The organism is Halarchaeum salinum (assembly GCF_039520965.1).
GTDB classification, from domain to species: domain Archaea; phylum Halobacteriota; class Halobacteria; order Halobacteriales; family Halobacteriaceae; genus Halarchaeum; species Halarchaeum salinum.
In genome coordinates this window covers 1-16,625 of record NZ_BAAABL010000044.1, presented here as the reverse complement: position 1 = coordinate 16,625, position 16,625 = coordinate 1, and the positions used below count along the sequence as shown (strand labels likewise).

Annotated in this window: 21 protein-coding genes and 1 pseudogene; 10 read left to right on the top strand and 12 right to left on the bottom strand. The window is 67.9% G+C overall.

What is annotated here, in order from left to right; translation table 11 throughout:
• Positions 1-14: 14 nt before the first annotated feature.
• Positions 15-209 (top strand): methytransferase partner Trm112, encoded by a 195-nt coding sequence (locus tag ABDZ36_RS07980; protein WP_211311917.1) that lies wholly within the window; start codon positions 15-17, stop codon positions 207-209.
• 64 nt (positions 210-273) lie between these two features.
• On the top strand, positions 274-822 hold the full coding sequence (locus tag ABDZ36_RS07975; protein WP_211311916.1) for a DUF7524 family protein: 549 nt from the start codon (positions 274-276) through the stop codon (positions 820-822).
• Here ABDZ36_RS07975 and ABDZ36_RS07970 read toward each other — a convergent pair.
• Both ABDZ36_RS07970 and ABDZ36_RS07965 read right to left on the bottom strand, forming a co-directional pair.
• Complete coding sequence (locus ABDZ36_RS07970; RefSeq protein WP_211311915.1) at positions 819-1,922, bottom strand: DR2241 family protein; 1,104 nt, start codon at positions 1,920-1,922, stop codon at positions 819-821. The genes ABDZ36_RS07975 and ABDZ36_RS07970 overlap by 4 nt on opposite strands.
• Complete coding sequence (locus tag ABDZ36_RS07965; RefSeq protein WP_211311914.1) at positions 1,919-2,815, bottom strand: CbiX/SirB N-terminal domain-containing protein; 897 nt, start codon at positions 2,813-2,815, stop codon at positions 1,919-1,921. Before ABDZ36_RS07965 ends, ABDZ36_RS07970 begins: the two co-directional genes overlap by 4 nt.
• Positions 2,816-2,976: 161 nt before the next feature.
• Between ABDZ36_RS07965 and ABDZ36_RS07960 the strand changes: the two genes are divergently transcribed.
• The 5 genes from ABDZ36_RS07960 to corA all read left to right on the top strand — a co-directional run bounded on the left by ABDZ36_RS07960 (position 2,977) and on the right by corA (position 6,905).
• Positions 2,977-3,474, top strand: coding sequence for a DUF7523 family protein (locus ABDZ36_RS07960; RefSeq protein WP_211311913.1), 498 nt, complete (start codon positions 2,977-2,979; stop codon positions 3,472-3,474).
• A gap of 63 nt (positions 3,475-3,537) precedes the next feature.
• Complete coding sequence (cysS, locus tag ABDZ36_RS07955) at positions 3,538-5,016, top strand: cysteine--tRNA ligase (protein ID WP_211311912.1); 1,479 nt, start codon at positions 3,538-3,540, stop codon at positions 5,014-5,016.
• Positions 5,017-5,061: 45 nt separating this feature from the next.
• Positions 5,062-5,712: a DUF6517 family protein gene (locus ABDZ36_RS07950; protein ID WP_211311911.1), complete on the top strand. Its 651-nt coding sequence runs from the start codon at positions 5,062-5,064 to the stop codon at positions 5,710-5,712.
• Between the two features lie 45 nt (positions 5,713-5,757).
• Positions 5,758-5,928, top strand: coding sequence for a hypothetical protein (locus tag ABDZ36_RS07945; protein ID WP_211311910.1), 171 nt, complete (start codon positions 5,758-5,760; stop codon positions 5,926-5,928).
• Entirely contained in the window at positions 5,925-6,905 is a 981-nt protein-coding gene (gene corA / locus ABDZ36_RS07940) for a magnesium/cobalt transporter CorA (RefSeq protein WP_211311909.1), read from the top strand. The genes ABDZ36_RS07945 and corA overlap by 4 nt, the downstream gene beginning before the upstream one ends.
• On the opposite strand, the gene ABDZ36_RS07935 is transcribed toward corA, so the two are convergent.
• The 4 genes from ABDZ36_RS07935 to ABDZ36_RS07920 form a co-directional block, all read right to left on the bottom strand.
• Positions 6,902-8,149, bottom strand: coding sequence for a tripartite tricarboxylate transporter permease (locus ABDZ36_RS07935; RefSeq protein WP_211311908.1), 1,248 nt, complete (start codon positions 8,147-8,149; stop codon positions 6,902-6,904). The genes corA and ABDZ36_RS07935 overlap by 4 nt on opposite strands.
• A gap of 128 nt (positions 8,150-8,277) precedes the next feature.
• The gene (gene rpl12p, locus ABDZ36_RS07930) at positions 8,278-8,622 is read right to left on the bottom strand and encodes a 50S ribosomal protein P1 (RefSeq protein ID WP_211311907.1); all 345 of its coding nucleotides are present in this window, start codon (positions 8,620-8,622) and stop codon (positions 8,278-8,280) included.
• 28 nt (positions 8,623-8,650) lie between these two features.
• Complete coding sequence (locus ABDZ36_RS07925; protein ID WP_211311906.1) at positions 8,651-9,691, bottom strand: 50S ribosomal protein L10; 1,041 nt, start codon at positions 9,689-9,691, stop codon at positions 8,651-8,653.
• Positions 9,692-10,327, bottom strand: coding sequence for a 50S ribosomal protein L1 (locus ABDZ36_RS07920; RefSeq protein ID WP_211311905.1), 636 nt, complete (start codon positions 10,325-10,327; stop codon positions 9,692-9,694).
• 216 nt (positions 10,328-10,543) lie between these two features.
• On the opposite strand from ABDZ36_RS07920, the gene ABDZ36_RS07915 reads away from it, so the two are divergent.
• The 3 genes from ABDZ36_RS07915 (at position 10,544) to ABDZ36_RS07905 (ending at position 12,933) form a co-directional block, all read left to right on the top strand.
• Positions 10,544-11,275 (top strand): thioredoxin domain-containing protein, encoded by a 732-nt coding sequence (locus ABDZ36_RS07915; RefSeq protein WP_211311904.1) that lies wholly within the window; start codon positions 10,544-10,546, stop codon positions 11,273-11,275.
• Positions 11,276-11,367: 92 nt separating this feature from the next.
• A complete protein-coding gene (locus ABDZ36_RS07910) occupies positions 11,368-11,781 on the top strand; it encodes a plastocyanin/azurin family copper-binding protein (protein ID WP_211311903.1) in 414 nt (137 codons plus the stop codon).
• A 189-nt stretch (positions 11,782-11,970) separates the two neighbouring features.
• On the top strand, positions 11,971-12,933 hold the full coding sequence (locus ABDZ36_RS07905) for a transcription initiation factor IIB (protein WP_211311902.1): 963 nt from the start codon (positions 11,971-11,973) through the stop codon (positions 12,931-12,933).
• A gap of 42 nt (positions 12,934-12,975) precedes the next feature.
• Here the strand turns inward: ABDZ36_RS07905 and ABDZ36_RS07900 are convergent, their stop codons facing one another.
• From ABDZ36_RS07900 to ABDZ36_RS07875, 6 genes and pseudogenes are all read right to left on the bottom strand, one after another.
• Entirely contained in the window at positions 12,976-13,992 is a 1,017-nt protein-coding gene (locus ABDZ36_RS07900) for an NADP-dependent oxidoreductase (protein ID WP_211311901.1), read from the bottom strand.
• 123 nt (positions 13,993-14,115) lie between these two features.
• Positions 14,116-14,337 carry a hypothetical protein gene (locus tag ABDZ36_RS07895; protein ID WP_211311900.1) on the bottom strand — a complete coding sequence of 74 codons (222 nt, stop codon included), beginning with the start codon at positions 14,335-14,337 and terminating at the stop codon, positions 14,116-14,118.
• Positions 14,338-14,453: 116 nt separating this feature from the next.
• Positions 14,454-15,422 (bottom strand): Gfo/Idh/MocA family protein, encoded by a 969-nt coding sequence (locus ABDZ36_RS07890; RefSeq protein WP_211311899.1) that lies wholly within the window; start codon positions 15,420-15,422, stop codon positions 14,454-14,456.
• Positions 15,423-15,488: 66 nt separating this feature from the next.
• Positions 15,489-15,824, bottom strand: coding sequence for a rhodanese-like domain-containing protein (locus ABDZ36_RS07885; RefSeq protein ID WP_211311898.1), 336 nt, complete (start codon positions 15,822-15,824; stop codon positions 15,489-15,491).
• A 2-nt stretch (positions 15,825-15,826) separates the two neighbouring features.
• Positions 15,827-16,120, bottom strand: a complete 294-nt coding sequence (locus ABDZ36_RS07880) for a sulfurtransferase TusA family protein (RefSeq protein WP_211311897.1) — start codon at positions 16,118-16,120, stop codon at positions 15,827-15,829.
• 44 nt (positions 16,121-16,164) lie between these two features.
• Positions 16,165-16,560: pseudogene (locus ABDZ36_RS07875) on the bottom strand (YeeE/YedE thiosulfate transporter family protein); the annotation flags it as partial.
• Positions 16,561-16,625: the final 65 nt, after the last annotated feature.

Genomic DNA, 16,625 nt, shown 5'->3' with positions numbered 1-16,625 from the left:
CCCACGCTCACGGTATGAAACGGGACCTCATGGACATCGTCTGCTGTCCGCTCGACAAGCACGACCTCGACCTCGACGTCGAGGCCGAAGAGGACGGCGAGGTCGTCTCCGGGACGCTGACGTGCACGGACTGCGGCGAGACCTACCCGATCGAGGACGGCATCCCGAACCTCCTCCCGCCGGACATGCGCGAGGAGACGCCGGCCTAACCCGGCACAAACGACCGCAACGGACGAACCTTTTTGCCGTCGGGCGTCGTCTGCCCGGCCGAACGTGCCTCTGACGCTCACGGTCGACCTGAACGACGACCACGCGCACGCGCTCGACGCGTCGCCCGTCCCCTTCGAGACGGACGGCTCGTTCGACGTCGAGATCGTCAATCACGGTGCCGGGAGCCACGTCCACGTCCACACCGACGAGGCCCTCTCGCGGGTCGCGAGCCCGGAGAGCGGCAACTACTACGTCCCACCGGAGTCGCGCGAGCGGATCAGCGTCGCCGTCGGGGAGCCGGGGCCGCGACCCGTCGAGGGATCCCTCCAGATCGCCGCGGGCTACGGGGCCGAACGACTCGACATCCCCGTCCGGATCGTCGAGCGCGAGACGCCGAACAGCGTCGACGTCGACGAGTCGCTCGGCGAAGTCACGATCGACGAGCAGGACGAGAGCGGGCCGGCTCTCTGGACGTTCGTCCCCGCTGCCGTCGCCGTCGTCGGCCTCGCGTTCGCGGTGCTCGCCGTCCTTCTCGTCGGCGAGGTCGTCGGTGTCGTCGTCGCCGCGCTCGCGATCGCCTGCGGCGTCGCGGCGTGGTACGCGCTGCGTTAGTGGTCGGCCCCGAGGTCGCGGCCGCGTTTCGCGCGGAGGTAGCGCGCCCGATAGCGGTTCGCGCCGTCGCCGAGATCGGCCTCGCGGATCTCGTCCACGCGGTCGTCTGCGACGGCGTCGATGCGGTCACCGAGTCCCTCGAACTCGCTCTCGGAGAGCGTTAGCTCGTAGGTCTCCTCGGGTTCGCCTTCGAGTTTCGTGAACTCGCGCGCCGCCGCGACGAACAGCGAGCAGGGCTCGCGACAGGGGAACTCGCCGTCGCCGCGCGGGACGTCGAGTTCGGTGTCGGCGTCGTGGTCCCACTCGCGGCGTTTCAGACACTGACTATCGACGCAGCACGCCTCGGCGGCCCACGCGAGCGCGTCGGCCGGGAGGTCGGAGACGAGGTCGTAGATGCCGGTCTGGCGCGCCGCCGTCTCGCGCCAGTGGGTGACGTCGAGATCACCGGCACGCTCGCGGTGCCAGTTGGCGATCGTCGCCGGATAGACGAAGTCGACGGTCTCAACGAGGTCGTCGCCGTCGAGATCGACGAACCGCCAGCCGTGCGGGAGCGACGGGGCGGTCGAGAGCGGCCGATATCGGCCGTCGTCGTCGTGCTTGACGAGGTCACGCGCGTCGCGCGGATCGCGGTAGTCGTCGAGATCGCGTGGATCGGCGTCCGCGTCGTCTTGGTGGCGCACGTCGTAGACGCGCTCGCCGCCCGCCCCGCGGAGGCGGACGCGAATCCATAGTTCGCCCCATGTGCGAACGCGGCCGCCGTCGCGGAGGGTGGCGAGCCGGGCGCGGGCATCCGTGGTGTCGTCATCGCTCTCCGCACGACCGTCACCGTCGGCCACGCCCTTGACGGGCGCGCCTTCGAGCCACCGGAGGAACGCCCGGCGTGCGGTCCCGTGTCCGCCGACCGTCTCCTCCCAGTAGCGCCAGTTGGCGACGTACGGATCACCGTCGGCGAGGGCTGCGAGCTCGCTCGTGTCGATCCCGCGTTTCGAGACGGCGGGCGTCTCGAAACGATAGCCGTACGTGGTGCTCTCGACGACGAGCCCGTCGAAGTCGATGCCGTCGACGGCCGCGTCGAGGAGCGCGGCGGCGTCACTCGTCATCGCGACTCCCCCGCGGCCGCATCAGGATTCGCGTCCGATCCGCCGCGTGTCCTCTCGCGAACGGCCTTGATGGCGTCCGTGACGTCCGCACCCGCGTCGGCCGCCCGTTCGAGGATGACGTCCGCAACGAGCGGTTCGGTGCCGACCGCGCCCGCGTACCATATGTCGACGCTGTCGACCGCGGTGGGGACGTCGTACCCCTCCCGATAGTCGTCAGTGAGGCCCATGTCCTCCGGGATGTCCTCGCGGGTGTGGAAGCCGTCCGCGACGAAGAGCGGCACGACGACGACATCGTCCGTCTCGAACAGTGTCGCAACATCGTCGACCTCCGGTTCCTCGTCCATGAACACCGCACGAACGTCGGCGAACAGCCCGCTCGCGCGGAGCCGGTCGGCGTGGTAGTAGATCGCCTTCGCGGAGTTCTCGTTGCGTTCGGTGCCGTGGCCGACGACGGCGAGGCCGAAGTCCGTGAGGTCCTCGCGCTCAGTGATCGAGCGCGCCCGCTCGACGATGACGTCGCCCATCGCGTCGTGCGTCCCCACGGGCCCGCAGTAGTGGACGGTCTTCCCGACGTCCGTCGCCGTGAGGGTGGCGTGGTCGGCGTCGGTCCCGTCGGAATCCCAGTCGTCGACATCCCACCCGGCTAAGCGGAGTTCGCGCGGGATGACGCGCTCGGTGAAGTAGCCCTCGGAGACGAACAGCGGCACGACGTACACCGCCTCGGATTCGAGGGTGCGCAACACCTCGCGAAAGGACGGCTCCTCCTTCCAGAAGGCCTCCCGTACTTCGTCGAACGCGCCGGTCGCGCGGATCGTGTCGGCGTGCGCGAACGTTGGCTCGCTCGACCCCGGGTTGAGGTGCGAACCGTGCGCCGCGATGACGAGCGCTTGCATGGACCAGGATTGGCGCGCGCCGACCTTAGGACCACCGTCTCCCGCAGTCCGCCGCCCGACGCGCTTGGATCGGTGTCGTCCTCATGTCGCGGCGTCACCCCGCATCGAACTGTCGCCCGCACGTCGCAAACGTTACTTCCTCGTTGTCCCTGCGGGCGAGTATGACCGAGACGCTCGCCGAGCGCACGCGGGACGCGCTCCGCGACCACCCGTTTCTCGCCACGGCGCTACGCGCCGGCGTCGTCAACTACGCCGCCGCGGCACGCTTCCTCGGCCTCGACGACGATGCGGACGTCGAGGCAGCCGCGACCACGCTCCGCCGCTACGCTGACGACCGTGACGAGTACGCTACCGAATCACGGGAGGTGCGCGTCACGATGGAGAGCGGCCTCGGGCGCGTCGACGGCGACGGCCTGCTCGTGGTGAACGGCGTCGGTTTCGCACCCGGTGAAGGTTCGCTCACGGGCGTGCTCGCGACCGGGGAGGTGGACGCGGCGGCGCTCGGTGTCGTCCTCGGCCGACTCGCGACAGAGGAAACACCGGTCGAGGCCGCGGGTGTCGCTGGCGACGGCCTCCTCGTCGTCGTGAGTCGCCGCGACGGCCCGGACGCTCTGCGTGCGGTCGAGGCGGCGCTCGACGCCGTGCCGACGGCCGACTGACAAGGCGGCGTGACGACCGCGAGAGCGATGGTTTAACCACCGGGGTCGCCCTATCCGGCGACCATGACGCTGCGCGTGCGCAACACGCTCTCCGGCGAGACGGAGGAGTTCGTCCCCGAGGACCCCGACAACGTCCGCCTCTACTACTGCGGGCTGACGACCTCGGATCCTCCGCATCTCGGCCACGCCCGCTCGTGGGTGCACGTCGACGTGATGAGCCGTTGGCTCCGCTTTTCGGGTTACAACGTTCATCACGTCGAAAACCTGACCGACGTGAACGAGAAGATCGTCGCGCGCGTCGGGCGCGACGGCGACGACGAGAACGACGTCGCCGAACACTACATCGCGGAGATCGTGGAGTCGATGCGCGCGCTCAACCTCGAACGCACCGAGGTCCGCCCGCGCGTCTCCGAGCACGTCCCGGAGATCATCGACCTCGTGGAGACCCTCGTGGAGAGCGGCCACGCCTACGAGGCTAACGGCTCCGTCTACTTCGACGTCACCACCTTCGAGGAGTACGGGAAGCTCTCGAATCAGAGCTTAGAGAACATCGAGGAGCAGGGCGACCCCGACGAGCGCTCGGAGAAACGCAACCCCGCGGACTTCGCGCTGTGGAAGGCGGGCGGCGTCGACACGGGGGCCATCGAGCGCCACCGCGGACGCGATCACCCGGGGACCCCCGCCCACCCCGAAGGCCAGACGTGGGAGTCGCCGTGGGGCGAGGGGCGACCCGGCTGGCACATCGAGTGCTCGGCGATGAGCATGACGCATCTCGGCGAGACCCTCGACATCCACGTCGGCGGGCGCGACCTCGTCTTCCCGCACCACGAAAACGAGATCGCTCAATCGGAAGCCGCGACCGGCCACACGTTCGCGAACTACTGGCTCCACTGCGCGCTCTTCGAGATGGACGAGGAGAAGATGAGTTCGAGCCTGGGCAACTTCGTCACCGTGCAGGACGCCGTCGCGGAGTACGGCACGGACGCCCTCCGACTGTTCATGGTGTCGGGGACGTACAACAGTCGCCAGACGTACTCCGAGGAGGCGATCGACGAAGCCGTCGAGCGCTGGGAGCGCCTCTCGCGGTGCTACGACGACGCCGTCGCCGCCCTCGACTCCGTGGACGCGCACACGAAGACCGTCGACGACGACCTGCGCGACGCGACCGAGACCGCGGGGGCGGACTTCGAGGACGCGATGGACGACGACTTCAACACCCGCGAGGCGCTGAGCGCGCTCTCCGACCTCGCCTCCGCGATCAACGTCCACCTCGCGGAGCACGACGCGTACGACTATCGTGGGCTCAAGGACGCCGTCGAGGCCTTCGAGACGTACGGGGGCGACGTCCTCGGCTTCACGTTCGGTGGCGAGGCCGGCGGCGACGTCACGCTCACCGGCGATCTCGTCGAACTCGTGTTGGAACTCAGAGAGAAGGCGCGCGACGCCGGCGAGTACGAGCGCGCGGACCGCCTTCGAAACGAGTTAGAGGCGCTCGGCGTGACTGTCGAAGATACTGACAGCGGTCCAACGTATCGGCTCTGACGGCCGGTGTCTTTTTTCCGACGTGGAGAATAACCCGGTGTAGAGATGCGAGATCGGCTTTTCGCGGTCGCGGGGGTGCTGTTGCTCGTCTCCTTCGCCGGGTGTTCGATGCTCACCGGGGGGCCGGTGACGTTCGGCGCGAACAAGGCCACGGTGAGCGAGCAGGCGCTCTCCCAGACCAACTATGAGGAGCAGTCGGTGAACCAGTCCGTCATCACCCGGAACGTCAGCGCGGCCGGCCAGTCGAAGACGGTGAAGGTGACGAACTGGATCGCCCAGTACGACCGTTCGGTCGACCTCGGGCCGCTTGGCTCACAGCGCGCCGCGGTGTTCAGCGTCGTCGCCAGCCCGCAGGTAAACGTCCTCGGCAAGTCGTTCAACCCGATCGGTGACTACCCGCGCGAGCGGATCGTGATGATGCTCCAGTCGCGCTACGAGAGCATCGACAACGTCCAACCCGTCGGGAACTACTCGGCGACGGTGCTCGGGCACAACACCACCGTCGGGAAGTTCAGTGCCGAGGCCAAACTCGTCGGCGGGCAGTCCGCTGACGTCTACGTCCATGTGACGCGCGTCCAAGACGGGGACGACTACGTACTCGCCGTCGCCGTCTACCCGCAGCACCTCGACGACACCGAATCGGAGCACGTCCGAACGCTGCTCGGCGGCGTCCAGCACGACACGAGCAGCGAGTAACAACCGACGACAACGCTTTTCGTCCGTCCGGGCGACCCTCGCCGTATGCATCGGCTCGCTGGCTTCGGTCTCCTCATCAGCGTGCTCGGCGTCGTCGGATACGTCGTGGGGGTTCTCTACTCCTACCCAGGCCGTTCGTTCGCCATCACCGCAGTAATGGTCGGCATCACGCTCTGTGCGATCAGCGAAGGCCGCCTCATCGGGGGAGAAGAATGACGGTCAGTGCCGTCGTCTACGCGTCCGATGGCGTCACGACCTACGACGACCTCGACGCCGCGAAGGCGGCCGCCGGGACGACGTGGGTTCGGCTCGCCGAGCCGACATCCGACGAACTCGAACGCGTCGCGTCCGTCTACGGTCTCCACCCGCTCGCCGTCGAGGACGTTCAGAACGACGTCCGGCCGAAGATCGAGGAGTTCGACGATCACGCGTTCGTCCTCGTGAAGGCCGCCCGGCTCGCCAGCGGCGACACCTCCTTTCGCGGCGAGCTGCTCACGAACCCGATCGGCCTTTTCGTCGGTAACGACTGGCTCGTCACGCACGCGGTCGACGACTGTCCGGCCGTCGAGCGGACCTGGCAGTTCGTCCGCACCGAGGACGACAGGGTCCTCCAGCGCGGCCCGGACTTCACCGCCTATCGGATCGTCGACGCCGTCGTCGACGACTACTTCGGCGCGCTCGACGACGTCGAGGACCGCCTCGAATACGTCGAGGACACCGTACTCGATGAGACGGAGGGCGACGTGCTCGCGGAGATCAACGACGCGAGGCGCGAGCTGCTCGCGCTTCGCAAGCTCCTGTGGCCGACCCGCGACGCCATCGGTGCCCTCTCGCGCGGCGATCCCCCACAGATCCGCGAGGGGACGGAGAAGTACTACCGCGACGTCTACGACCACCTCGTCCAGCAGGTCGATCTCGTCGAGACGTACCGCGATCTCGCCGCCGGCGCGCGCGACATCTACCTCAACACGCTCTCGATGAGCACGAACGAGGTGATGAAGAAACTCACCGTCGTCGCGACGATCGTCCTCCCGCTCACGCTCGTCGTCGGGATCTTCGGGATGAACTTCGCCGAGGCCCCGTGGAACATGCCCGAGCTCGCGTGGCCGTACGCCTACCCCGCCGTCATGCTCGGCATGGGGGTCGTCTCCCTGATCCTCCTCTGGTACTTCCGCCGCGAGAGCTGGCTCTAGGCGAGACAGACGGGCACGACGAGGACGCCCATCAGGTGGACGCGACGCGCGCCGAAGTGCGGCGGGACGAACCCGAGGAGCGTCGCGCCGGCGAGTACGGCGAGGCCGATCGGGCCGGCGAGCACGACGCTCAGTATCGCGACGAGGGCGCACGCACCCGCACAGACCCACGCGGTCGGGAGCGCGGTGACGGTGGCGAGGTATCGCTCACCGACGGCGACGACGAGGACGACCCCGATCGCGGCGGCGAGAAGGAGGCAGGCGACGTAGAGCGGGAGATCGAGCGGCGCAGCGCTCCGATCGAGCGCGACGACGACGCCGGTGTGCGCCTCACCGAGAGCGACGAAGGCGAAGAGGGCGAAGATCGTGTTACTGGTGTTGACGCCGCTCGTCGCGACGAGGAACGCCCGATCCCCCGTCGCCTCGTCGAGTCGGGGGAGCGCGGCGAGCGCGACGACGGCCGCGACGGCGCTCGACACCCCCGCCACGTAGCTCACCGCCGCACCGGCGACGGCCCCGGCGAGCGCCGCGAGCGAGGTGGTCCGTTTCGGGGCGCGGATCACGGCGTCGGCCTGTGCGGGCGGCCCGTGGCCGCGGAGCGCTGTCAGCAACACCGGCAGCCCGAACAGCCCCGCGAACGCCGGCATCAGGAGGTCGCCGTCGCCGAGCAACGGGTGCACCGGGAGGTCGAGCGCGACGAGGCCGAACGCGCCGGTGAGCGCGAACGCGAGACACGCCCCGACGCGTCGCCGTCGCGTCGGCTCGGTGAGGACGAGGAAGACGACGACGGCGGCGAGGAGGACCGACAGGTGTGCCCGGACGGCGGGCGCGAGCGGGCGGACGAGGAGCGTGACCGGCCAGCCGAGGAGACACGCGAGCAGGGCGGCCGCGCCGCTACCGAGCGCGGAGAGCCGGAGTGCCTCGCGCCCGCGACCGTCGAGGACGAGGCGGTGTCCCGGGAGCGTTGAGGGTGCCATTGCGGCGTCGGGGACGCCGAGCGCGAGCGCGGGCACGACGTCGAGGATCGAGTGAACGACGCCGGCGACGAGCAACGTGATCGCGACGCCGCGTGCCGGACCGGGGAGCACGGGTGCGGCAGCCGCGAGCAGTATGGCGAGCGTGTTGACGTGGAGGCCCGGCGTTAAGCCGGAGCACGTCCCCAGTGCGACGCCGACCACAACGCAGGCCAGCGCCACCGCTGCCGACTGCGTTTCCAGGCCGAGGTGGACGCCAAACGCGTACATCGGAGTGAGGTGGGCGCGCGATCGGACTTGAATGCGCGTACGCGCGCGGTGTCGTCCCACCTCTGAACGGCGCTGTCGCTACGCGACGCGGCGTCGAAAGAAAGAACGTGATTGGGTGTCGCGGGGCGTTAGCCGAAGAGGTCGCCGAGACCCTCGCCGGAGGCCTCCTCGTCCTCTTCTTCGCCGCCTTCCTCCGCTTCCTCAGCGGCCTCGGCTTCCTCGGACTCCTCCTCTTCGGCCTCGGACTCCTCGGCACCGCCGGAGGCGGCACCACCGGACGCGCCGGCGGCCGGGACGGCCGCGGCGGACTCGATGGCGTCCTCGATGTCGACGTCTTCCAGCGCGGCGACGAGGGCCTTGACGCGGGACTCCTCGACGTCGACGCCGGCGGCCTCGAGAACCGCCGTGACGTTGTCCTCGTTGATCTCGTCGCCCGATTCGTTCAGGATGAGCGCAGCGTAAACGTATTCCATTGTTATAGGTGTTGTGGGGGTGGGTTAGTTAGTCGCCGAACATGTTTCCGAGGCCTTCCGCGCCGTCGTCGTCGTCGCCCTCGTCGTCGGGCGCTTCGGACTCGGCTTCGTCCTCGGTCTCGTCGGCGTCCGGTTCGTCTTCTTCGGGCTCCTCCGTCGTGGACTCGGCGGGCGCTTCCACGCCGCGGAGCTCCTCGGGGAGTGCGTCCTCGTCGTCGATGTTGGCGGCGAGCGCGCGAACCTGCGCGTCGGCCGTGCTGACGAGGTCGTCCATCAGGTCGGGGCTCTCGATCGCGGCCTCCAGACCGACGCTCTTCGCCTCGCCGGACGCCTTGCGAAGCATGTCCGGGGCGGTGGCGGCGGTCGGGTATTCGGCGTTGATGGAGAGGTTGCGCGCCGAGGCGACGGCGGACTGGATGTCCGCGCGGTACTCCTCGACGTCGATCGCGAGGTCCTCGGGGTCGAAGAGGACGCCCTCGCTGTAGACGCTCCGGAGGTCGAGTCCGACCTCCTTGGGCTCGATGCCGAGTTCACCGAGAACGTTGGCGACGTCGTCCGAGACGACCTCGCCCTCCTCGGTGACGACGGAGTCGGAGAGCACCTGAATGGAGCCCTCCTGAATGCGTGCGTCAGCACCGATCTGCTGGAGTTCGCCGACGAACGGGCCGGGGTCGATCCCAGTGTCACCCTCGGGGATGACGATGTCGTTCGGGGCGACCTCGCCCGCGTTGATCGGCGCGGGCGTCTTCGAGGCCTCGAGTTCCTTGTAGAGGCCGAACGGGTTGTCGTTCGTACCGACGAGCCCGACCTGCCCGGTGAGGAACTCGGTAAGCTGTTCGAGGCCGTCGTCGACCTCGTCGAGCGCGCGAGCGAGGAGCGTGTTCCGGCTCATCCGGAGCTCGGCGCTCCCGTGGAGCTCGCGGCGCATGTCCTGGAGCTGGCGCGAGGGGATGCCCGCGACGTTGACGACGCCGACGGAATCGTAGGACCGGAGGAACTCGGTGAGTTCTCCGACTTCCTCCTTCTTCCACTCGGGAATCGTCTCGGTGGTACGCTCGGATACGGACATTTAGGCCACCTCCTCGGACGGGCCCATCGTCGTCTTCACGTAGATGGAATCGATGTTGAGCGGGCCCTTTTCGAGGTTCGCGTGCAGGCGACGGACGATAACGTCGATGTTCGACGCGATCTCCTCGGCGCTCATGTCCTCCGCACCTACGCGGGTGTGGAAAGTGCGCCGGTCGCGCGAGCGCAGCTGCACGGTGTTTTTCATTCGGTTGACGGTTTCGACGACGTCGTCGTCGGGCTGGAGCGGGGTCGGCATCTTCCCGCGGGGACCGAGAACCGTACCGAGATAGCGACCGATGTCCTGCATCAGGGACGCTTCCGCGATGAAGAAGTCGGTCTCGTCGGCGAGGTCCTTCGCTGCGTCGTCGTCGTCGCCAAGGTCTTCGAGGTCGTCGCCACCGAGGACGTCGTCTGCGACGTCTTCGGCGCGTACGGCCGTCTCGCCTTCGGCGAACACGACGATATTGGTCTCCTGTCCGGTGCCCGACGGCAGCACGACGCTCTCGTCGACGCGGTTCGACGGGTCGTTGAGGTCGAGGTCACGAAGGTTGATCGCGAGGTCGACCGTCTCGCGGAAGTTCCGCGGCGGGGCGTCCTCGATCGCGTTCGCGACTGCCTCTTCTATGTTGTCTGCCATCTTTCACCTCCGTAGTGTGTTTGCCCCCGTCAGGGGAGCTGCTACGGGTCAGTGAAACAGGCTACGCCTGTCTCCTCTGAGGAGAGACGGATGCGACGCATAAAAGCGTCGTTTTAACTGCTCCGTGGGCCGGTCTCACGGTCCGTCTGTGCCGGGACGGTCGTCTTCGACTCGGAGCGGTGCGCCTATGCACTGGCCGCCCGTTGATCGGACAAGATGCGAACGCGACGTGACGTTCTCGCGACGACGGGAGCTGTCGGTGCAGGACTACTGGCGGGTTGCGCGTCCTCGGGCGGGAACGGGGGCGAAAGCGACGGCGACGACACGGCGGAATCAACCACGACCCGCGACCTGGTCGACGTCGACGTCCCGGACGACCCGGACGTCACGCCCGTCGAATCGCTCCCGACGCCCGTCCGGGGTGACCCGGACGCCGCGGTGACGGTGCAGGTTTTCGAGGATTACGCCTGCCCGCACTGTGCGACCTACGCGACGGAGGTCATGCCCCGACTCGTCGAGAGCTACACACAGCCCGGCGAGATCCGCTACGAGCACCACGACTTCCCGCTCCCCGTGAGCGAGGAGTGGTCGTGGGCGGCGGCGAACGCGGCCCGCGCGGTGCAGGACGCCCTCGACGACGCGGCGTTCTTCGAGTACACGCACACGCTGTTCGCCCACCAAGACGCGTACGTCGGTGCGGGCGCGACCGGCTACGACTACCTCGCGACCGTCGCCGCGGACCTCGGCGCGGACCTCGGCGCGGACGCGACGACGGTTGTCCGGGCCGCAAAGGGCGGCAAATACGATCCCGTCCTGAAGGCCGATCGACAGCACGGCCGCGATATGGGCGTCCGGGGCACGCCGACGGTGTTCGTGAACGGGACCGCGACCGACAGCCCGGGGTACGACGCGATCAGCTCGGCGATCGACGAGGCGCGCTCGACCTGAACCGACGGCGACCGGCTGGCGGTCCCGGATCGGTACGTGGCTGGCGGCCGCGGACCGGTACCTGTTTTCTCGCGCGTGGGCTACGTGCGTGTATGCGACGACGAACGTATCTGGCCGGTGTGGGCGCGCTCGTTGCGCCCGCGATCGCCGGCTGTGGCGACGGATCGTCCGCTTCTGAATCGACGTCGACGACGCCCCTCCCACCGGACACCGTTCGGTGTGCCCTCGTCGACTACGCCTTCCGACCGGGGACGGACGACCCCCTGACGATCGACACGGGGACGACCGTCCGGTTCGTCTGGCGGACCGGCGGACACAACGTCGTGCCGACGGAGCAACCGGCGGGCTCGGACTGGACCGGCGAACCCGATATCCTTCCGCGCGGACACACCTACGAGTACGAGTTCACCGTCCCGGGGCGCTATCACATCGTCTGCGAACCCCACGTCAACCTCGGGATGGTCGGCGATATCGTCGTCGCGGACAGCGGGACGACGGAATCGTGAACGCGATCCGGGGGGTGATTCCTCGACAAGCCTCGGGGGTTGACCCCGAGGCCGTTGACGGACACGGGAAGGTGGTTCGGATGCGGTGATACCTACCGGAGACGACCCCTACTACGGGAGAACGTCGAAAGAGACCTATATCGGTCTAGGCAAAGGGCTTAAATCTATCGGTGTCATTGATGCAATTACATGGCACGCCGCAGCCGCCAGCAGGAGCGAGACGTCGAGGCGGAGACAACCGACGGGGAGCAGGAGGAGACGCGCACCTGTCCGGAGTGCGAGTCCACCAACCTCTCGGTGAGTGCGGACCAGGGGGAGCTCATCTGTGAGGACTGCGGCCTCGTACTGGAGGAGGACAACGTCGACCGTGGGCCGGAGTGGCGCGCGTTCAACCACTCCGAGCGCCAGCAGAAGAGTCGTGTGGGCGCGCCGACCACACAGACGATGCACGACAAGGGCCTCACCACCCAGATCGACTGGAAGGACAAGGACGCCTACGGGCGCTCAATCTCCTCGAAGAAACGCTCGCAGATGCACCGCCTGCGCAAGTGGCAAGAGCGCATCCGGACGAAGGACGCAGGCGAGCGCAACCTCCAGTTCGCGCTCTCCGAGATCGACCGGATGGCGTCCGCGCTCGGCGTCCCGCGCTCGGTCCGGGAGGTCGCGTCCGTCATCTATCGCCGCGCGCTCAAGGAGGACCTCATCCGCGGGCGCTCCATCGAGGGTGTCGCCACGTCCTGCCTGTACGCCGCCTGCCGCAAGGAGGGGATCCCGCGCTCCCTGGAGGAAGTGGCGGAGGTCTCCCGCGTCGACCAGAAGGAAATCGGGCGTACCTATCGTTACGTCGCCCAGGAGCTCTCCCTCGAGATGGAGCCGGTCGACCCCAAACAGTTCGTTCCGCGCTTCGCGAGCGAGCTCGAACTCAACGAGGAGACGATCGCGAAGGCCAACGAGATCATCGACATCTCCGCCGAGCAAGGGCTCCTCTCCGGGAAGAGCCCGACCGGCTTCGCGGCCGCCGCGATCTACGCCGCCAGCCTCCTCTGCAACGAGAAGAAGACCCAACGCGAGGTCGCCGACGTCGCACAGGTCACCGAAGTCACCATCCGCAACCGGTATCAGGAGCAGATCGAAGCGATGGGCTTCGAGTAACGTCGAGCTGATCAAGGCCGATCGGTCCCGCGCGCGTGAGGCTTACGCGTCGAACTCGCTCTCGACGCGCACCACCTGTTTTCCGACGTTCTCACCCTCGAAGAGGCCGACGAAGGCGTCGGGGGCGTTCTCTAATCCATCGACGACGGTCTCGCGGAACGCGATATCGCCGCTCTGCACCCACCCGACGAGCCGTTCGGTTGCCTCGGCGAACCGCGGGGCGTAGTCGCCGACGAGGAGCCCCTCAACGCGTGCGCGTTTCTCGACGAGCGTGTGGAGCTTTCGGGGGCCGGTCGGAACACCCTCCTCGTTGTAGAGGGCGATCTGCCCGCAGACGGCGACGGACGCCCGAACGTTCAGGTGCTCGAAGACGGCGTCGGTGATCGGACCGCCTACGTTGTCGAAGTAGCCATCGACGCCGTCGGGTGCGGCGTCGCCGAGCGCCTCGGCGACGTCCGCCTCCGCGTAGTTGATCCCGGCGTCGAAGCCGAGATCGTCTTTGAGGTGGGCGACCTTCTCGTCGCTGCCGGCGATCCCGACGACACGACAGCCGTTCAACGCCGCGATCTGACCGACGACGCTCCCAACGGCACCCGCGGCGGCGGAGACGACGACGGTGTCGCCCGGGTCGGGGTCGAGGACGTCCGTGACGCCGAAGTAGGCGGTACGACCGGGCATTCCGAGGACACCGAGTGCAGCCGAATCGCTAACACCGCCGGTTTCGATGCCGACGAGCTCGTCGCCGTCCGCGACGGCGTAATCGGCCCATCGGAGGTTCCCGGTAACGGTGTCTCCCGCTTCGAAGTCAGGGTGGTTCGATTCGACGACCTCACCGACGACGCCGCCCTGCAGGACGTCGCCGACGGCCCACGGTTCGGCGTACGACTCCTCGTCGCGCATCCGCCCGCGCATGTACGGATCGACGCTGAGATAGCGGGTGCGCACGAGCACCTCGCGCGGGCCGGCCTCGGGGACGTCGGCCTCGACGAGGTCGAAATCGTCGTCGACCGGTTTACCTTCAGGTCGGCGCGCGAGCACGAACTGGCGATTGGTCGTCATACGTCATGAATGGACGCCGACCCGGACGTGTGTTGCGGTGGCGGCGTGACCCGTCGCTTCCGCGGTGGATGAACGTTGTCACGATCGCCCTCCCATCGACGGAGCGGCTGCCGGCCGAATGACCTACTCTCCGTCCTCGGCGGGCCGCCACGTACCGTCGACCCACTCGACGCGTCCCTGCGCCTCGAGGCGATTCAAGCAGCGCTCACAGAGCTGCATTCCGAACCCGTCCGTCGCCACGTCCACACGGGTTGCGAGGTCGCGGAGGTTCCACTCTTCGTCCATCTCTTCCGTCACCGCGAGTAGCGCCTCGTACACGTCCTCCTCGATCTGGGGGTTCGTCATACAGACAGGTGTCGTCCCAATAACATATAAATAATCGCCCCCTTCCGGACCGCAGACATGTTCCGATAGACCGGTAGTGATACCCTGACACGAACGTAATCGCGTCCTACCAGCCCTCAGATCGTGACGCGCCCATCGGTCGCGGCCGCCTCGGAGAGCGCGTCGATGGCGCGCATGTTCGCGACCGCGTCCTCCCCGCCGGTCCGGGGCGTCATCCCGCTCTCCACGCAGTCGGCGAAGTGTTCGGCTTCGCGGGCGTACTGGTCTACCGGCTCGAACGTCTCCGTTACGGTCCGCCCGTCGCGGGCGTACTGGAGTTCCGCGGGCGCGTCCGCGGGGACGTTGAACGCCGGCGTCGCCTCGATCCAGCCGTCGGTCGTCTCGATCCGGTAGCGCTGGTGCTCGGGCGCGTCGAACCAACAGCGGAGGGTCGCACTCGCACCCGCGGCGTACTCGAATGTCCCCGCGAGGCGCGTGTCGACCCCGCAGTCGCGACTGTCGTGCGTCGTCGCAGTGACGGCGTCGGGTTCGCCGAGGAAGGTCCGAAGGGCGTTGACGGGGTAACATCCGACGTCCATGAGCGACCCACCGGCGAGCGTCGGATCGAGGCGGACGTCGTCGGGGCTCCCGCGGAGGGGGAAGCCGAACGACGCGGACGCGGAGACGACGTCGCCCATCCCGTCGAGGAGCTCGACGACGCGCTCGGTGCGGGGGTGGTAGCGGTACATGAAGGCCTCCATGAGCGTGACGCCCCGGTCGGCGCAGTGCTCGACGACGTCGCGGGCCTCGTGGGTGTCCCGCGCCAGGGGTTTCTCGCAGAGCACGGGGAGGCCGGCGTCAGCGGCGCGCGTCGTCCACTCGGCGTGGAGCCCGTTCGGCAGCGGGTTGTAGATCGCGTCAACGTCGGCCTCAAGGAGTGCTTCGTAGCTCCCGAACGAGGCGGGAATGTCGTGAGCGGCCGCGGCGTCTGCGGCGCGCTCGGCGTCGCGCGAGGCGATGGCCGCGACCTCGTGTTCGGTGCGGGCGACGCCAGGAACGAAGGCGTCGAGGGCGATGTGCGCGGTGCTGAGGATACCGAATCGCATATCGGCTTCCTCGCGGGGCCGACGGGAAAAGCTGTCTGTCGCCCCCGCCCTCAGTCGCTTCCGGCGTCAGTCGCTACCGGCGTCGAGGACGTCCTCAGCGCGTTCGATTTCGCCGTCCCACTCGTCCATGCCGCCGGCGACGCTGTACACCTCGCTGGCGTCGCCGTACTCCTCGACGAAGCGGGCGGCCTGCTGGGAGGACTTCCCGATGTAGCAGAGGAACGCGACGGTGTCGTTCCACTCGCGTTCCTCGACGATTTCCTCGAGTTCCTCGATGGTGAGGTTCTCCGCGCCCGGGACGTGGCCCTCCTCGTAGGCCTCGGGGTCGCGGATGTCGACGAGCGTGAAGTCGTCGTCGGCGAGTCGCTCGCTGGTCTCGGTGGGGGTGAGTTCCTCGGACATGCTCAGTTCTTGCGGAGGTAGATGCGATAGACGCCGTCGCCGCTGCGCCAGACGGTCGCCTCGGCGTCGTCGCCGACGGCCTTCGGGACGTTCTCGGTGCAGGGGACGTGGTTCGTCTCCTGTACGAGGAGGTCGCCCGACTCGAGCTGTTGGAGGCCCTTTTTCGCCTCGACCTGCGGGTACGGACAGACCTCGCCCATCATGTCCTGGGTGAGGTCGGCCTCCTCGTAGAGCTCCTGTGCTGTTTCGTCGTCCAGTTCGTCCGGCGAGTCGATGACGTCGTCGATGGATGGCATTGGTGTGGTGTAGTCGCTCAGTAGGTGTTTGTTTGACGGTTCCGTTAGATCGCGCAGCCGACCTCGCGATAGATCCAGTGGGTCATCACGTAGACGCCGGCGATGATACCGATCGTCGCGATGAACGAGTGGACGGAGAGCTCGGCGAGCCCGGAATAGATGTTTCCGATGTTACATCCAGGGGCGAGCCGCGAGCCGGCACCCATGGCGAAGCCACCGAGGACGGCGTTGGGGAGGCGGCGCTTGCGCGGCATCCGGAGGGAGAAGTCCCCGCTCCAGTAGGCGGCGAGCGCGGAGCCGAGGATGAGGAACAGGATCATCACCATGTCGACCGTGAGGCCGACGCCGGCACCGCGGAAGAGGACGGACCCCCAGTAGGTGAACGAGCCGGCGTCGACGCCGGCGAACGAGAGGAGGTAGCCGCTCCACCGGGCCTTAGTGACTAACGCAACTTCTGAATGAATCCGTCGAGGTGATTTTCGATCCACGAGCCTGCGAAACTCAG

What these genes read in the sequence shown, in the direction of transcription:
- ABDZ36_RS07950 (WP_211311911.1), top strand. Translation starts at nt 5,062, where the DNA reads ATGCGAGATCGGCTTTTCGCGGTCGCGGGGGTGCTGTTGCTCGTCTCC.
- ABDZ36_RS07960 (WP_211311913.1), top strand. Translation starts at nt 2,977, where the DNA reads ATGACCGAGACGCTCGCCGAGCGCACGCGGGACGCGCTCCGCGACCAC.
- ABDZ36_RS07965 (WP_211311914.1), bottom strand. Translation starts at nt 2,815, where the DNA reads ATGCAAGCGCTCGTCATCGCGGCGCACGGTTCGCACCTCAACCCGGGG.
- ABDZ36_RS07880 (WP_211311897.1), bottom strand. Translation starts at nt 16,120, where the DNA reads ATGCCATCCATCGACGACGTCATCGACTCGCCGGACGAACTGGACGAC.
- ABDZ36_RS07895 (WP_211311900.1), bottom strand. Translation starts at nt 14,337, where the DNA reads ATGACGAACCCCCAGATCGAGGAGGACGTGTACGAGGCGCTACTCGCG.
- ABDZ36_RS07970 (WP_211311915.1), bottom strand. Translation starts at nt 1,922, where the DNA reads ATGACGAGTGACGCCGCCGCGCTCCTCGACGCGGCCGTCGACGGCATC.
- ABDZ36_RS07885 (WP_211311898.1), bottom strand. Translation starts at nt 15,824, where the DNA reads ATGTCCGAGGAACTCACCCCCACCGAGACCAGCGAGCGACTCGCCGAC.
- ABDZ36_RS07900 (WP_211311901.1), bottom strand. Translation starts at nt 13,992, where the DNA reads ATGACGACCAATCGCCAGTTCGTGCTCGCGCGCCGACCTGAAGGTAAA.
- ABDZ36_RS07945 (WP_211311910.1), top strand. Translation starts at nt 5,758, where the DNA reads ATGCATCGGCTCGCTGGCTTCGGTCTCCTCATCAGCGTGCTCGGCGTC.
- ABDZ36_RS07890 (WP_211311899.1), bottom strand. Translation starts at nt 15,422, where the DNA reads ATGCGATTCGGTATCCTCAGCACCGCGCACATCGCCCTCGACGCCTTC.
- ABDZ36_RS07905 (WP_211311902.1), top strand. Translation starts at nt 11,971, where the DNA reads ATGGCACGCCGCAGCCGCCAGCAGGAGCGAGACGTCGAGGCGGAGACA.
- corA (WP_211311909.1), top strand. Translation starts at nt 5,925, where the DNA reads ATGACGGTCAGTGCCGTCGTCTACGCGTCCGATGGCGTCACGACCTAC.
- ABDZ36_RS07920 (WP_211311905.1), bottom strand. Translation starts at nt 10,327, where the DNA reads ATGGCAGACAACATAGAAGAGGCAGTCGCGAACGCGATCGAGGACGCC.
- ABDZ36_RS07935 (WP_211311908.1), bottom strand. Translation starts at nt 8,149, where the DNA reads ATGTACGCGTTTGGCGTCCACCTCGGCCTGGAAACGCAGTCGGCAGCG.
- rpl12p (WP_211311907.1), bottom strand. Translation starts at nt 8,622, where the DNA reads ATGGAATACGTTTACGCTGCGCTCATCCTGAACGAATCGGGCGACGAG.
- cysS (WP_211311912.1), top strand. Translation starts at nt 3,538, where the DNA reads ATGACGCTGCGCGTGCGCAACACGCTCTCCGGCGAGACGGAGGAGTTC.
- ABDZ36_RS07925 (WP_211311906.1), bottom strand. Translation starts at nt 9,691, where the DNA reads ATGTCCGTATCCGAGCGTACCACCGAGACGATTCCCGAGTGGAAGAAG.
- ABDZ36_RS07980 (WP_211311917.1), top strand. Translation starts at nt 15, where the DNA reads ATGAAACGGGACCTCATGGACATCGTCTGCTGTCCGCTCGACAAGCAC.
- ABDZ36_RS07910 (WP_211311903.1), top strand. Translation starts at nt 11,368, where the DNA reads ATGCGACGACGAACGTATCTGGCCGGTGTGGGCGCGCTCGTTGCGCCC.
- ABDZ36_RS07915 (WP_211311904.1), top strand. Translation starts at nt 10,544, where the DNA reads ATGCGAACGCGACGTGACGTTCTCGCGACGACGGGAGCTGTCGGTGCA.